Origin of the sequence: Mumia sp. (assembly GCF_028803055.1) — a bacterium.
GTDB lineage: Bacteria > Actinomycetota > Actinomycetes > Propionibacteriales > Nocardioidaceae > Mumia.
The window spans coordinates 1-14,480 of record NZ_JARBCJ010000005.1; the positions used below are offsets into that span (position 1 = coordinate 1).

11 protein-coding genes and 1 pseudogene are annotated in these 14,480 nt (G+C 72.3%); 7 read left to right on the forward strand and 5 right to left on the reverse strand.

What is annotated here, in order from left to right; genetic code table 11:
- From PV363_RS01075 to PV363_RS01085, 3 genes and pseudogenes are all read left to right on the forward strand, one after another.
- Positions 1-415: pseudogene (locus PV363_RS01075) on the forward strand (hypothetical protein); the annotation flags it as partial.
- Entirely contained in the window at positions 412-2,556 is a 2,145-nt protein-coding gene (locus PV363_RS01080) for a hypothetical protein (RefSeq protein ID WP_301021508.1), read from the forward strand. The pseudogene PV363_RS01075 and the gene PV363_RS01080, both read left to right, overlap by 4 nt.
- A 37-nt stretch (positions 2,557-2,593) precedes the next feature.
- Complete coding sequence (locus PV363_RS01085) at positions 2,594-4,510, forward strand: Ig-like domain repeat protein (protein ID WP_301021509.1); 1,917 nt, start codon at positions 2,594-2,596, stop codon at positions 4,508-4,510.
- Between the two features lie 87 nt (positions 4,511-4,597).
- Here the strand turns inward: PV363_RS01085 and PV363_RS01090 are convergent, their stop codons facing one another.
- The gene (locus PV363_RS01090; protein ID WP_220341923.1) at positions 4,598-5,194 is read right to left on the reverse strand and encodes a TetR/AcrR family transcriptional regulator; all 597 of its coding nucleotides are present in this window, start codon (positions 5,192-5,194) and stop codon (positions 4,598-4,600) included.
- Between the two features lie 92 nt (positions 5,195-5,286).
- Between PV363_RS01090 and PV363_RS01095 the strand changes: the two genes are divergently transcribed.
- From PV363_RS01095 to PV363_RS01110, 4 genes are read left to right on the forward strand one after another with little or no spacing between them, the layout of a single operon-like run.
- Positions 5,287-6,060, forward strand: coding sequence for a purine-nucleoside phosphorylase (locus PV363_RS01095; RefSeq protein ID WP_220342525.1), 774 nt, complete (start codon positions 5,287-5,289; stop codon positions 6,058-6,060).
- Positions 6,060-6,851 (forward strand): NAD(P)-dependent oxidoreductase, encoded by a 792-nt coding sequence (locus tag PV363_RS01100; RefSeq protein ID WP_220341924.1) that lies wholly within the window; start codon positions 6,060-6,062, stop codon positions 6,849-6,851. The genes PV363_RS01095 and PV363_RS01100 overlap by 1 nt, the downstream gene beginning before the upstream one ends.
- Positions 6,851-8,476, forward strand: a complete 1,626-nt coding sequence (locus PV363_RS01105; RefSeq protein ID WP_220345262.1) for a phospho-sugar mutase — start codon at positions 6,851-6,853, stop codon at positions 8,474-8,476. The genes PV363_RS01100 and PV363_RS01105 overlap by 1 nt, the downstream gene beginning before the upstream one ends.
- A gap of 43 nt (positions 8,477-8,519) precedes the next feature.
- The gene (locus PV363_RS01110) at positions 8,520-10,550 is read left to right on the forward strand and encodes an alkaline phosphatase family protein (protein ID WP_301021510.1); all 2,031 of its coding nucleotides are present in this window, start codon (positions 8,520-8,522) and stop codon (positions 10,548-10,550) included.
- Positions 10,551-10,559: 9 nt separating this feature from the next.
- On the opposite strand, the gene PV363_RS01115 is transcribed toward PV363_RS01110, so the two are convergent.
- The 4 genes from PV363_RS01115 to PV363_RS01130 all read right to left on the reverse strand — a co-directional run bounded on the left by PV363_RS01115 (position 10,560) and on the right by PV363_RS01130 (position 14,322).
- On the reverse strand, positions 10,560-11,336 hold the full coding sequence (locus PV363_RS01115) for an ABC transporter permease (RefSeq protein ID WP_220364995.1): 777 nt from the start codon (positions 11,334-11,336) through the stop codon (positions 10,560-10,562).
- Positions 11,333-12,376 (reverse strand): ATP-binding cassette domain-containing protein, encoded by a 1,044-nt coding sequence (locus PV363_RS01120; protein ID WP_220345264.1) that lies wholly within the window; start codon positions 12,374-12,376, stop codon positions 11,333-11,335. Before PV363_RS01120 ends, PV363_RS01115 begins: the two co-directional genes overlap by 4 nt.
- A 174-nt stretch (positions 12,377-12,550) precedes the next feature.
- The gene (locus PV363_RS01125) at positions 12,551-13,225 is read right to left on the reverse strand and encodes a PadR family transcriptional regulator (RefSeq protein WP_220341929.1); all 675 of its coding nucleotides are present in this window, start codon (positions 13,223-13,225) and stop codon (positions 12,551-12,553) included.
- A 119-nt stretch (positions 13,226-13,344) separates the two neighbouring features.
- Entirely contained in the window at positions 13,345-14,322 is a 978-nt protein-coding gene (locus PV363_RS01130) for a GH25 family lysozyme (RefSeq protein ID WP_301021511.1), read from the reverse strand.
- Positions 14,323-14,480 lie beyond the last annotated feature (158 nt).

Consider the following 14,480-nt stretch of genomic DNA (forward strand, 5'->3'; position numbering starts at 1 on the left):
CACGTCCTTCCAGCCAGGCGAGCAGGTCGTCGCGACCCTCGACGACGGTGTCGCCGCGGTCGGTCCGCTCGCGGCCGGGCAGTCCGGCGAGGTCGCCGGGGTCCTCCAGCTCCCCGTCTCGATCCAGCCGGGCACGCACGTCCTGCGGCTGACCGGTGCTGCCAGCGGCGCCGCGCCGGAGATCGCCTTCCCGGTCGCCGCCGGCACCCCGGTCGTCGACGCCACGGCGCCGGTCGCGGACGAGGACCCGACCGCAGCGGCGTGGATCTTCCTCGCCGCGGCTGCCGTCCTCCTGCTCGTCGCGGTCGTCGCCGCCGTGCTGCGGGTGCGCCGCGCGCGACGTGCTCCCGAGACCCCGAGCGCGCAGGCTCCCCCCACGACGACCACGCCGACTCCCACGACGGTGACCCGATGATGCGCCGACTCGCCCTGCTCGCCTCCGTCGCGCTCGTCGCGCTCACGGTGCCGTTCGCCCCTGCCGCCGCCGATGCCGAGGGGGAGAGCGAGACCACGGCCCGCGCCGTCAGCGGCGCCACGCTGCGCTGGGGCCTGTCGAACGAGGTCCACAACTCCGCGTACGCGCCGGGGACGTACAACTTCCTGTCCGCCGGCAAGATCGGCAACCCGGGAGCGGGCGGCCAGACGCTCAAGAACGCTGCAGAGTGGACCAACGGCAGGGCTGCGGGCTGGAAGGCCTCGGCAGGCGCGGTGTCGATCGAGAAGCAGACCGCCGGCGGCTCATACGCACCGGCGACCTGGAGCGGACTGACGACGTCGCCCACCGGCGGGTCGATCAACCCGCCCACGAGCCGGAGCTTCAGCGACCACCAGGTGGTGCTCTCCGGCGGCGCCGGCTGGGCCGACCCGCAGACGGGTCGGGCGTCGCTGTCCTGGAAGGGATCGTTCTCGGTCGTCTTCTATTCCGGGATGCTCTTCTTCTATGTCGCAGACCCCCAGCTGAACGTCGGCCGGGACGGTTCCGGCACGCTCACCGCGACGCTCAGCGGCTATGGTTCCTCGCTCGACGACCAGTCGGTCTGGAAGACCGTGGCCCCGAAGAAGGTCACGCTCGCGACGTTCCCCGAGGTCGAGATCGGTGAGGGCGGTGTCACCGTCACGCCGGCGTACGCGGGTGTGAAGAACGGTGCCTCCGACCAGCTGACCACGGTGCCCGGCTGGGGATCGTGGCCCGCCTCCTTCGTGGCGTGGCTCGCCGAGACCGGCACCTCCTCGTACTGGTACACCTCCGGCGGTGCGATCGACGCGAACAAGCCCCCGCTGCCCGTGACCTTCGCGTGGTCGCTGGGCGATCCCCTCGCCTCCGACCCGGACGACCCCGGGGTCCCGGTCGACCCGGAGCCCGCCACGCCCGCGCCCTCACCGGGCGGCGCGCCGACGACCACCCCGCCCCCCTCCCCACGGCCCGGCGGCACGGCCACGAAGGCGTTCACGGTCTCCGACGCCCAGCTGCGGTGGGGCCTCAGCGACGAGATGAGCAACTCGGCGTTCGCCCCGGGCACACGCAACTTCTTCTCCGCAGGCACGATCCGCAACCCAGGACGCGGGGGCACGTCGGTCGCCGCCGGCGACTGGGCGGCCCGCCGCGGCAACGTCCGGATCGAGAAGCAGACTGCCGGCGGAGGACACCGGCTCGCGACGTGGGCCGGCCTCGGCACCACCCCCGACGGCCGCCCGCTCGGGTCGGCGACCAACGGGTTGCTCAGCAACCACACCGTCGTCATCGACGGCGGGACGGGAACGGTCGACCCCGCGACGAAGACCGCGACGATCCGCTGGACGGGCACGTTCACGGTGGTGCTCTACAGCGGGCTGTCGACCTTCACCGTCACCGACCCTGTCCTCACCGTGACCGCGGGCACCGCGCGGCTCGACGGCACCCTCGGCGGCTACGCCTCGGACCGCGAGGACGCCTCGCTCTGGGAGCCCCTCGCACCGAAAAGGGTGCGCCTCGCCGACGCACGCGTCCCGAGCCTCTCGAACGCGCGCGGGTTCAGCACGACGCCGCGCTTCGCCGGTGTCCGGTACGACCCTCCGGCCGGTGCGGCCGCCCAGAACCGGAGCACGCCGGGGTGGGGCGCCTTCCCCACGTCGTTCGTCCGGTTCCAGGAGCGGGTCGGCACCGCAGCGTACTGGTACACCAGCGGCGCCGCGACGGACCGGTTCAAGGCCGCCCTGCCGATCACCGTGAGCTATGACGCCGACCGTCCCGCGGCGGCCCCCACGAGCGGGTCGGGCGGCGGCGGCCCGCAGGCGACGGGTACGACAGGCACGACGAGCACGTCCGCGAGCGGGCCGGGCGCAGGCGGGCGCGCTGCCGGTCCCGTCCCGATCGGCGGGGTCCCCGCTGCGGCCACGACACCCGGCACCGTCCACGGCGCCACCGTCCCCGTCGGCACCACCGAAGGCATCCGTCCCGTCGCCCAACCGCTCGGCGGCTCGTCCCCGGCCTGGCCCTGGTGGCTCGGCGGGGGTCTGGTCGTCGCGGCGCTGGCCGTCACCGCAGGCGCGCGAGTCCTCACCGCGCGTACCCCCTGAGCTGAACCTCCTCACCCACACGAAGGGAAGCAACACCATGTCCACGTCCCTCCCCCGGCGGTTGCGGCGTCTCGTCGCCGCCACCGCCGCCACGGCACTCGCGGCGGGCTCGCTGGCCGCCATGGCCGCGCCCGCCCAGGCGGCCACCACGCCGGTCGCCGGCGCTGTGTTCGCCTGGGGCCTCTCCAACGAGGCCAACAACGCCGGATTCGCGCCGGGCACCGCCAACATGCTCTCGGCCGGCAAGATCGCCAACCCGGGTGTGGGAGGTCAGACGCTGACGTCGGCGACCTCGTGGAGCAACGGCGCGGCCGCCGGCTGGAGCGCCAGGGCCGGCAACGTCGAGATCCAGAAGAAGACCGTCGCCGGCGGATACGCGACCGCGACGTGGGCGGGCCTCAAGACCAGCCCGAGCGGCGCGTCGATCTCGCCCCCGACCAGCAGCACCTTCAGCGACCACCGCGTGGCGATCAAGGGCGGCACCGGCTCTGCCGATGTCGCGGCGGACGACGCCACGATCACCTGGAGCGGCGACTTCACCGTCCTGGGCTACTCCGGCATGACGTTCTTCTACGTCTCCGACCCCACGCTGAGCGTCGACGACGGCGTCGGCACGGTCACCGCGACGCTGGACGGCTACGGGACCAAGCAGGACGACACCTCCGTGTGGACCGACCTCGAGAGCGCCAGGGTCACCCTCGCCACGTTCTCCGGAGTCGACGTGACGCCCGCCGGCATCACGGTCACCCCTGACTTCGCCGGCGTGGAGTACGAGAGCACCGCCGTGCCGCAGAGCCGTACGACCACGGGCTGGGGATCGTGGCCCTCGTCGTTCGTGACGTTCGTCGAGCCGACGGGCCAGGCCGCGTACTGGTACTCCACCGGCGGTTCGGTCGACAAGAACAAGACTCCTCTCCCCCTCACCGTGTCGTTCCCCGGCCCGGCCAAGGTGACGGTGAGCAGCACCACGATCCCGGACACCGGCACCCACCAGGTCACGGTCAAGGGCAGCGGCTTCGACCCGTCGCTCGCCACGGGCACCCGCCCGCCGCTCGCAGGCAAGCCCACCGGCGCCTACGTCGTCCTCGGCACCGTCGCCGACGTGTGGAGGCCGAGCGCGGGCGCGCCGTCGAGCACACGCAAGTCGATCACGCAGAGGTGGGCCGTCCTCGCCGAGGACATGGCCACCATCGGCGGGCCGGCCGCCGGGGCGATCGAGCTGAAGCCCGACGGGACCTTCACGACCTCGTTCTCGATCTCCAAGGCCGCGATCGACGCGTCCAAGGACAAGCTCGCGAACCTCGGCATCTACACGTACGCCGGTGGCGGTCCGCAGCAGGCGCTGTACGAGACGTTCACCCCGATCACCTTCGCGCCCGCGGTCGCGTCCACGACGACGCTGTCCGCCCCGACGAAGCTCACGTACGGCCGTACCGGCACGGCGACGGTGACCGTGAGGGCGTCCAGGGCTCTGACGGGCTCGATCCAGCTGCTCGACGGCACCAGGGTCCTGGGCACCCGTCCCGTCGGCGCGGGCAGAGTGTCGTTCACACTCCCGAAGAACCTCACGGTCGGCGCTCACCGCCTGTCGGCCCGCTTCGTGTCGGGCAACGTTCCGGTCGTGAGGTCGTCCTCGTCGGCCGTCCGTACGCTGTCGATCGCCAAGGTCGCCACCAGGACCGCTCTGAAGGTGACGAAGAAGCCGACCCGCAAGAAGGCCGGCAAGGCCAGGGTCACCGTCTCGGGCACGCCGAAGGCGAAGGGCCGGGTGACTCTCGTCATCAAGGGCAAGGGCATCAAGAAGACCGTTCGCGCGACAGTGCGCAACGGCAAGGTCGTCGTGACACTGCCCAAGCTCAAGAAGAAGGGCACCTACAAGGTCACCGCGACGTTCGCCGCGACCAGCACCCACTCGGGCTCGAAGAAGACCGTGAAGGTGAAGGTCGCGCGCTGACGACGGCCATCCGGCATCAGGACCCGGCGTTCCTCCCCGCAGCGGGTGGGACGTCGGGTCCTCTTGCCAGCGGGGGGCGGGGCGGTGTCAGGCGGCCACACCGACGGCGCGGAGCACGAACCGCTCCGTGACCGCCACCGCGGCGTCACGCTCGGACGCCTCGGGGTGCGTGACCTGTCGGCTCTGCAGGCAGGCCAGGACGAGCCCGGTCGTCGCTCGGAGGTCGTCGACGACGAACGCTCCCTGCGCCATCCCGTCCTCGAGCACGTCACGGAGCAGGTCCTCGACGACGATCACGTGCTCGCGCATGTGGAGCAGCGCATCGCGCGAGAGGACCGAGTACAGCTGCGGTCCGAGACCCATGTGCATCTCCCGCGAGAGCGCCACGTGCATGCGGACGTAGGTGCGCAGACGTCCGACCGGATCGGCGACGTCCTCGAGCGCGGAACGGATCGCCCCGACGTAGCGTTCGGTCTCCTCCATCGCGAAGGCGAGGAGGACGGCTTCCTTGTCGGCGAAATGGTTGTAGATCGCCGTACGCCCGATCTCGGCGCGGGTGGCCACGTCGGCGAGCCGCACGGCATCGTAGCCGCGCTCGGTCAGGAGGTCGCCGAACGCGCTGAGCACCCGACGTCGGGTCTCGACGCGGTGCTCGGCCAGGCTCTCCCCGATGATCTTCGGCACCCCGACAACCTACCGGGGTGTCGGTGAGGCTGGGTTAATGTACCGAGGTGAGTGTCGCAGCCGAGAGCCCCCAGCCCCGTTCCCCCGAAGAGATGGCGACCGCCGCCGCAGAGGTGCTGCGCCAGCGCACCGGAGGCGACCACGACGTCGCGCTCGTGATGGGGTCGGGCTGGCGTCCCGCTGCCGACATCCTCGGTGAGCCCGAGCACGAGATCCCCGCCACCGACCTTCCCGGCTTCCGTGCGCCCTCGGTCGCAGGGCACGGCGGGACGATCCGCTCGGTCCGCGTCGGTGACGCCCGGGTGCTGGTCTTCCTCGGTCGCACCCACCTCTACGAGGGCCACGGCGTCGACGCGGTCGCCCACGGCGTCCGTACCGCAGCGGCGGCGGGCTGCCGCGCGGTGGTCCTCACCAACGCGTGCGGCGGGCTCCGCGAGGAGTGGGTGCCCGGCACCCCCGTCCTGATCAGCGACCACATCAACCTGACGGCGACGTCGCCGCTGCACGGCGCGAACTTCGTCGACCTGACCGACCTCTACGCGTCCCGGCTCCGCGCCCTCTGCCTCGACGTCGACCCGACGCTCGCCCAGGGTGTCTACGTCCAGGTGCCCGGGCCGCACTACGAGACGCCGGCCGAGATCGGCATGGTGCGCGCCATCGGAGGCGACCTCGTCGGCATGTCCACGGCGCTCGAGGCGATCGCGGCCCGTGCCGCCAATCTGGAGGTGCTCGGCATCTCGCTCGTGACCAACCTCGCTGCGGGTGTCTCCGCGGAGCCGCTCGACCACGACGAGGTCCTCGCCGCCGGGGCTGCGTCGGCCGAGACGATGGGGCACCTTCTCGCCAGCGTGGTGGACCGCATCTGATGCGCGTCCTCGTCACCGGCTCGTCCGGCGCGATCGGCCGGACGGTCGTCTCCGGCCTCTCCTCGCAGGGGCACGCCCTGCGCGGGGTCGACAGGGCCGAGGCCGACACGGAGCTGACCGGGCTCCTGCCCCTGGGCGCCGTGGTCGGTGACGTGACGGACCCGGTGATCGCGGCGAGTGTCGTGTCGGACGTCGACGCCGTCGTGCACCTGGCGGGCCACCCGGACGAGGCGACGCTGCCGGAGTCGCTCGCCTCGCACGCCCACACGACCGCGGCGCTCCTCGACGCGATGGTCGAGGCGGGCGTGCCGCGGATGGTCTTCGCCAGCAGCAACCACGCGGTCGGGCTCTCTCCGCGCACGGACCTGCTCGCCGCGGACGCACGCCCACGGCCCGACACGTTCTACGGTGTCGCCAAGGTCGCGGCCGAGGGCCTGCTCAGCCTGTACGCCGACCGCTTCGGCATCGCCGCCGTCGCGCTGCGCATCGGCTCGTTCCTGCCCGAGCCGACGACCGTGCGCGAGCTGTCGACCTGGTTGTCGTACGGCGACGCGGTCCGCCTCGTCGACGCCGCGCTCACTGCCCCGGTGGAGGGGTTCGCCGCCGTCTACGGCATCTCCGCGAACTCCCGCGCCTGGTGGGACCTGGAGGCCGGGCGACGTCTCGGCTACGAGCCGCGCGACGACGCAGAGGCGTACGCCGACCAGATCGGCGCGCGCAGCGAGGACGAGGGCGAGGGCGCGTACGCAGGCGGACCCTTCGCCGTGATGCCGCTCGGGAAGGCGATCTGATGACGACCCCCCTCGAGGACGAGGTGCGCGCCTGGATCGACCAGGACCCTGACCCGGACACGCGCGCCGAGCTGGAGGACCTGCTCGCTGCGGGTGACGAGGCGGGGCTCGCCGTACGGTTCGGCGGCCGTCTCGAGTTCGGCACCGCCGGCCTGCGCGGGCCGCTCGGCGCCGGCCCGACCCGGATGAACCGCGTGGTCGTCGCCCAGGCCGCCGCCGGGTTGGCGGCGTACGTCCTGTCGCGGGCCGAGAGCGGGTCCCCCGCGCTGGTCGTCGGCTTCGACGGGCGGCACAACTCGGCCGTGTTCGCGCGCGACACCTGCGAGATCGCCCAGGCGATGGGCATCCGTGCTCTCCTCCTGCCCGAGGCGCTGCCGACACCCGTGCTGGCCTTCGCGATCCAGCACCTCGGCGCCGACGCCGGCGTGATGGTGACCGCGTCCCACAACCCTCCGCAGGACAACGGCTACAAGGTCTATCTCGGCGACGGCAGCCAGATCGTCGCCCCGGCCGACCGTGACATCGCGGCGGCGATCGCGGCGGTCGGCCCTGTCGACGCCCTCCCCCGAGACACCTCGTACGCGGTGCTCGGGAGCGAGGTCGAGGACGCGTACGTCGCGGCGGTGGCAGCCCTTGCCGCCCCCGGGGCTCGTGAGCTCACCGTCGCCTACACGCCGATGCACGGTGTCGGCCGCGTGACCGCCGAGCGTGCGGTCGAGGCGGCCGGTTTCGCTCCGCTCCACGTGGTGGCCGAGCAGGCCGACCCCGATCCAGACTTCCCGACGGTGGCCTTCCCGAACCCCGAGGAGCCGGGCGCCACCGACCTCCTGCTCGCCCTGGCCGAGCGGACCGGCGCCGACCTCGCCGTCGCCAACGATCCCGACGCGGACAGGTGCGCCGTCGCCGTCCCGACCGCGAACGGATGGCACGCGCTCACCGGCGACGAGGTCGGTGTGCTCCTCGCCGACTTCCTCCTGCGCCGCGGCGTCGAGGGGACGTACGCCACCACCATCGTGTCCTCGTCCCTGCTCGGCCGACTCGCGGCGGCGTACGACCAGCCGTACGCCGAGACCCTGACCGGATTCAAGTGGATCGGACGCGTGCCGGGTCTGGCCTACGGGTACGAGGAGGCGCTCGGCTACGCGGTGGCGCCTGAGATCGCCCGCGACAAGGACGGCATCAGTGCGATGGTCCGCATCCTCGAGCTGGCGGCCGAGCTCCGGGCCGAGGGACGCAGCCTCGTGGACCGTCTGGACGAGATCGCCGAGCGCTTCGGCCTGCACGCCACCGCGCAGCTGTCGGTCCGCGTGGACGACCTCAGCCTGATCGGCGCGGCCATGACGCGCCTGCGCGAGGCGCCGCCGCCGAGGCTCGGCGGCTTCGACGTCGAGCGCGTCGACGACCTGGAGCGCGGATCACGCACGCTTCCACCGACCGTCGGGTTGAGGTTCGTGCTCGCGGAGGGAGCGCGCGTGGTGGTGCGTCCGTCGGGGACCGAGCCCAAGCTGAAGTGCTATCTCGAGGTAGTGGTCCCCACACCTGACGGGCCCGGCGCCGCACGTATCGCCGCGGCCGCCCGCCTCGACGCGATCCGTGGCGACCTGTCGGCGGCGCTGGGGATCTGACGTGGCCGCGCCGACGAGGATCCTCCGCGTTCGCAGAGGAGACGTGGCGCGGCTCCTCGTCGCCTGGGTGGCGGGCACCGTCACCCTGGTGGTCGTCGACGTCCTGCTCGACGACCTCCGGTTCACCGCCTGGTGGACGCCCATCGTCGCGTCGGCGGTGATCGGTCTCATCGGCTTCGTGCTGCACCCGCTGCTCGTCGCCGTCGCGGCACGGGTGGGATGGCTCGCCGTGATCGCGCTCGCCGTCGTGGGCCAGGCACTCGTGGTCGCCGTCGCCCTCGCGGTCGTCCCGGGTGTCGAGGTGGAGTCGTGGTGGGCCCCTGTCATCAGTGCGTGGCTGGCCGCGTTGGTCGGCTCGGTGCTGGCCTGGCTGGGGACGGCAGGAACCGACGAGGGGTTCGCCGTCTCACTGGCGCGCCGCGGTCGACGGTCCCGGCCGCGTACGGACGGCCCTCTCCCCGACGGCCTTCTGGTGGTCCAGCTCGACGGTCTGCCCTACCCGGTCCTCACGTGGGCGCTCGCCGCCGGCAACGCCCCGACCGTCGACCGTTGGCTGCGCGACGGCTCGCACACGCTCCACGAGTGGCGGCCGACCGTCCCGGCGACGACCCCGGCCAGCCAGCTCGGGATCCTGCACGGGACGGTGGAGCCGGTGCCGGCCTTCCGGTGGTACGACCGCGAGCTGGGGCGGGTCCTCACCGCGAACCATCCGGCGGACGCCGCGATCATCGAGGCCCGCGCGCCCGGACCAGGGCTGCTGGCCGACGGTGGCGTCTCGGTGTCCAACCTGTTCAGCGGCGGCGCCGACCGCTCGGCGATGGTGCTGTCGCGCCTGCGCGTCGCACGCGGCACGACGATCACCCGGGAGGCGGTGGCGTGGTTCCTCCTACGGCCCGACGGGTTCGCGCGCAGCCTCTTTCGCGCCGTCGGCGAGATCGTGCGCGAGCGCACCCAGGCGAGGCGCCAGGTCCGGCGCGACCTGCGACCGCGGATCACGAGGGACTGGGCGTTCGCGCTGCTGCGGGCGGTCACCAACGGCGTCATCCGCGACCTCTCCACCGCCGTGGTAGCCCAGGAGATGCTGCGGGGGACGCCGATCGTCTACGTCGACTACGTCGACTACGACGAGGTGGCTCACCATGCCGGCCTGTTCCGCCAGGAGTCGCTCGCCGTCCTCGCGACGCTCGACACGGTCCTCGCCACGCTCGAGACGGTGGCCGAGACGGCGTCGCGCCGGTATCGGATCGTGGTCGTCAGCGACCACGGGCAGTCCCAGGGCGACACGTTTCTCCAGGCCGACGGCGTGACGCTCGCAGACACCGTCGCCGAGCTCACGTCGGGCTCGGTGCAGGCGGTGCAGACGACCGGCGAGGACTACGCCCGGCTGCGTGCTCTCGCCGAGGACATGGCCGAGACTGGCGCCGGCTCGGGCGCGGCGCGGCGTGCCGCCGCCCGGCTCGACGAGCGGACGTCGGTAGTTGCGGACGGTGGCGCGACCCCGGGCGGCGTCCCGCCCGGCCGTACCGTGGCCGACGGCGACAATGCACCGGCCGCGGCCGCCGACAGCGACCTCCTGGTGCTCGCCTCGGGCAACCTCGGGCTGATCCAGGCCCGTACCGAGCGCCGTCTTCTCCTGCACGAGATCGACGAGCGGTGGCCGGGGCTGGTGCCAGGGCTCGTCGCCCGCCCGACCATCGGGTGCGTGGTCGCGATGACTGCTGCCGACGGCCCGGTGGCGATCGGGCCCGACGGCCTCCACGTGCTCCGCACCGGTGCCGTGGTCGGCGGGTGCGACCCGCTGGCAGCGTACGGCGCCGGTGCGTGCGAGCGGTTGCTCCCCGCCGCGGATCGTGCGGTGGCCCCGGACCTCTACGTGATCAGTGCGTGTGACGTGTCGACCGGGGCCGTCCACGCCTTCGAGGAGCTGGTGGGCAGCCACGGCGGGCTGGGCGGCTGGCAGGACCGGGCCGTGCTGCTGGCACCGGCCGACCTCGGCGCCCCGCCCGCCTCGATCCTCGGCGCCGACTCCCTCCACCGGGTGCTGCAGGGCTGGCGGACGGAGCTCGGCGCCTAGGATCGTCGGTCAGACGGAGCGTCGATAGCTCCCGAAGGCCCGTGTCGCGAGGCACGCCATCCCGACGGCGAGCACGAGCAGGAGGCCGAGCCGACCTCCGACGACCGACCAGTCCGGTGCGGCAGACAGCGCCTCTCGTGACGCGACTGCCGCCCAGTCCACCGGGTTGAACCGCGACACGTCGGCGACCCACTCAGGCATCAGGGACGGCGCGAGCATCACCGACGACAGGAAGGTCAGCGGCAGGACGAGGAACTGTGAGATGCCGATCAGCGCCTCTTGCTGGCGGACGAGCAGCGCGACGGCGTTCGACAGGGCAGCGAACACACAGCCGAGAAGGACCGCGGCGGCCACCACGACGATCCACCCGAGCGGACCGCCGTCGAACCGTGCCCCCGCGACCACTCCCACCACCATCACGATCAGCGTCTGCACGACGACGGTGGCCGACTGCGAGGTCAGCGAACCCGCCATCAGCGCCGCGCGGCTCACCGGCGAGGTGAGGTCACGGTCCATCACGCCTCGGTCCATCGCCACGATGAACCCTGTCCCTGCCCAGCCTGCGGAGAACATCGCCGTCATGACGACGACTCCCGGAGTGAGGTAGGTCAGGTAGTTGTCGGACCCGAAGCCGGGAAGCTCCACGACGTTGCGGAAGAGCTGCCCGAACAGCAGCAGCCAGACCAGCGGCTGGACGAGCGTGAACGCGAGGTACGCAGGCTGGCGTGCGAGGGTCCGCAGCGATCTCTCGGTGAGCAGCCGCGTGTGCACGAGCGACGTGCTCATGCCGCCACCTCCGCGCTCGTCCCGTCAGGCCCCGTCCCGTCAGGCCTCGACGCGGCGCTCTCGGCAGCGGCGGCGAAGGAACGCCCCGCGTAGCGGAGGTAGACGTCGTCCAGCGACGGCCTCGACACCGTGACGGCGGCGAGCCGGAGACCGGCGGCGTCGAGTGCCGCCATCACCGGTGGGAGTGCGGCGGCACCGTCATCGACCCTCGCGCGGAGCGTGCCGACGTCGCGGGTCAGCTCGCGTACGCCGCCGAGTCTCCCGAGGATGCCGACGGCGCGGTCGGCATCGTCGCGGTCGGCGAGGTCCACCGCGATCGCGTCCCCCGACAGCCCGCGCTTCAACGCCTCTGGCGTCCCGCTGACGACCACACGACCGTGGTCGACGATCACCAGCCGCTGGGCGAGGTGGTCGGCCTCCTCGAGGTAGTGGGTCGTGAGCAGGACGGTGAGCCCGTCGTCGGAGGCGAGACGGCTGATCTCGGCCCAGAGGTCGGCCCGTGCCTCGGGATCCAGCCCGGTGGTGGGCTCGTCGAGAAACAGGACGTGGGGCCGGTGCACGAGGCTCATGGCGACGTCGAGCTTGCGCTGCATGCCACCGGACCAGGTACGGGCGAGACGGCGTCCCGCGTCGGCGAGCCCGAACCGCTCGAGCAGCTCCTCAGCGCGTCCGCGGCTGGCTCGTGGCGACATGCCGTAGATCCGTCCGGACAGGACGAGGTTCTCCACGCCTGTGCCGAGGGGGTCGAAGCCGGGCTTCTGAGACACGTAGCCGATCGCCCGTCGTACGTGCCGTCCGTCGCGACGGACGTCGTAGCCCGCCACGGTGGCGGTCCCCGAGTCGGCCTGGGAGAGGGTGGTGAGGATCTTGACGACGGTCGACTTGCCGGCGCCGTTGGGGCCGAGAAGTCCGAGGACGGTGCCGGCGTCGACGGTGAAGCCGACACCGTCGAGCGCCCGGACCTCACGGTCCCGGGCACGGTAGGTCTTCGTCAGATCGGCGACCGTGATCGCCGACCGAGGATCGGTCGTGGTGGACATGGTGGTGCTCCTTGAGGTGAGGAGTCCACCGCTGGTGCCGTAGCCTTGAGGTGCAGCCGTCGTGGCTCGGCGTCAGCGTCGGACTCGATGGTCACGGTCCCCGGTCGATGCCAGTCGGTCGGGGACCGCGCTTGTGTCCGTACGGCCGCGGGTGCGGCGTACGGGTGTCGTGGGTCAGGTCTCGGGCATCGGGTTGCTCAGCTCGGGGAACTCCTCGACGAGCCGCTGCTGCGTCTCGTCGGGCGAGAGGCCCTCGTCGCGCAGCTCGTGCATGCGCCGCCACACGCCCAGCCCGCCGAAGGATCCCTCGCGGATCTCCGCGAGGAGGCCGGAGACGAACGCGTGCTCGGCGTCGCGCAGGGCTTGCTGGTAGTCGCTCTCGACGACGAACAGCCGCGGGAAGCCGCCGGGGACCGCCGCGCGGATCGCCTCGTACGCCCGTCTCTGGAAGGCGAGCTCGGCGAGCCTGCGCTCGAGGAGCGGCACGACGTCCTCCGGTGGCAGCGTCGCGACGAGCGACAGCGCCGCTTCGAAGTCGGTGAACTGCGCCGTCGGCTCGCTCAAGAGCTCGCTCAGCCAGTCGGTCATCATGACCTGACCGTCTGGGGTGATCTCGTACACCGTCCGCTCAGGGCGTCGCCCCTCGCGCACCGTCTCGCGCGCGGAGATCAGGCCCTTCTTCTGCAGCGACTCGACGACGGAGTAGAGGGAGCCGTAGTTGAGACGGATGCTCTCCTCCTTGTGACGCTGGCGCAGTGTGCTCGACATCTCGTACGGATGCATCGGGCGCTCCGACAGCAGCGACAGCACCGCCAGCGCGAGCGCGTTGGACGGTCGGCGTACGGCCATGGCCACCTTCTCCTCGAAATCGAGTACCCGACTCAGAGTATTACTGCGGGAGTAAGACGTCAACGGCCCTCTCGCCGAGAAGCGAGAGGGCCGTCGAGGGCCGAGGGTCGGGTCGAGCGTCAGTCGGCCTGCGAGGGGATCGTGATCCCGAGGTGCGGGCCGACGTGCGAGAGGAAGTCCGGCACCGGCGCCATCCGGACGAAGTCCGGGAGCGGCTTGGCCGCCGGCTTCGTGGCAGCCGGCTTCTTGGCGGCGGGCTGACGCGCGGGAGCCTTGGCCGTGCCCGCTGCCGGGCGCTTCGCACTGCGGCTCACCGGCGGCGCCGTGGCGCGCCCGGGAAGGGTCTCCCCGGCAGCCAGCGCGTTGAGCACCTTGCGGGGAGCGATGTTCACGTCAGCACGACCGGGGACACCCGGGACGCGACCGGTGCTGGAGTGCTGCCAGATCGCGTACTTGTTCCACGGGGACGGCACCTTCGGCAGCCTGGTCCCGTAATGGGCGACCCACAGGGGGTAGCGCGCGAACGTGCGACGCGCCCCCACGTTGCTCGACCAGAACCCGGGACCGGTGTAGATGATCGGCCGCTGGCCGCTGAGCCGTTCGACGGTGGTGAGCCAGGTCTTGGTCCACGCTCGGATGTGGGCCGGCGAGCGGCCGTCGGAGACCTCGAGGTCCAGCACGAGCATCGGCGCCTTCACATCGGTCCGCCGCACCTGCCGGACGAAGTGGCGAGCCTGTGCACGCGCGGAGCTCGTCGGTCGCGCGAAGTGGTAGAAGCCGGTCGCGAGGCCGGCTCGGACGCTGGCGCGGCCGTCCACCTTCGCGTACTCGTTGACGAAGCCGCGGCCTTCGGTGGCCTTGACGAACGCGAAGCCGTAGCCGGCCTTGCGGACCTTGCGGAAGTTGATCGCACGGCCACGGGGGTGCTGGTGACCCGAGACGTCGATCCCGCGGACGGCCTGTTTGCGGGCCGAGTCGTCGATGGCGGCGGAGGCCGTCGAGGGCGACGCGAAGGCTGTGAGGCCGAGCACGGTGATGACTGCCAGGGCGATCGTGATCGCGCGGCGAGTCGTGAGGGCGAGGGCATGGGTCGCCATGGACTTCTCCTGTTCCGGGGCGGGGGTTCCGCGACCACGGAGGAGCAGGGAAGACAGGCACGAGCAGCCGAGGGGTCTCAGCATTTACGGAGGTGCTCGTACGCTCCGGGGGTCACGGCGTACGGATTGACCGGCGGGCGCCGGACGTCAGGAGCGGA

Excerpts from the sequence above, each read along its gene's own strand:
- PV363_RS01115 (WP_220364995.1), bottom strand. The coding sequence starts at position 11,336 with ATGAGCACGTCGCTCGTGCACACGCGGCTGCTCACCGAGAGATCGCTG.
- PV363_RS01120 (WP_220345264.1), bottom strand. The coding sequence starts at position 12,376 with ATGTCCACCACGACCGATCCTCGGTCGGCGATCACGGTCGCCGATCTG.
- PV363_RS01105 (WP_220345262.1), top strand. The coding sequence starts at position 6,851 with ATGACGACCCCCCTCGAGGACGAGGTGCGCGCCTGGATCGACCAGGAC.
- PV363_RS01130 (WP_301021511.1), bottom strand. The coding sequence starts at position 14,322 with ATGGCGACCCATGCCCTCGCCCTCACGACTCGCCGCGCGATCACGATC.
- PV363_RS01100 (WP_220341924.1), top strand. The coding sequence starts at position 6,060 with ATGCGCGTCCTCGTCACCGGCTCGTCCGGCGCGATCGGCCGGACGGTC.
- PV363_RS01095 (WP_220342525.1), top strand. The coding sequence starts at position 5,287 with ATGGCGACCGCCGCCGCAGAGGTGCTGCGCCAGCGCACCGGAGGCGAC.
- PV363_RS01085 (WP_301021509.1), top strand. The coding sequence starts at position 2,594 with ATGTCCACGTCCCTCCCCCGGCGGTTGCGGCGTCTCGTCGCCGCCACC.
- PV363_RS01125 (WP_220341929.1), bottom strand. The coding sequence starts at position 13,225 with ATGGCCGTACGCCGACCGTCCAACGCGCTCGCGCTGGCGGTGCTGTCG.
- PV363_RS01080 (WP_301021508.1), top strand. The coding sequence starts at position 412 with ATGATGCGCCGACTCGCCCTGCTCGCCTCCGTCGCGCTCGTCGCGCTC.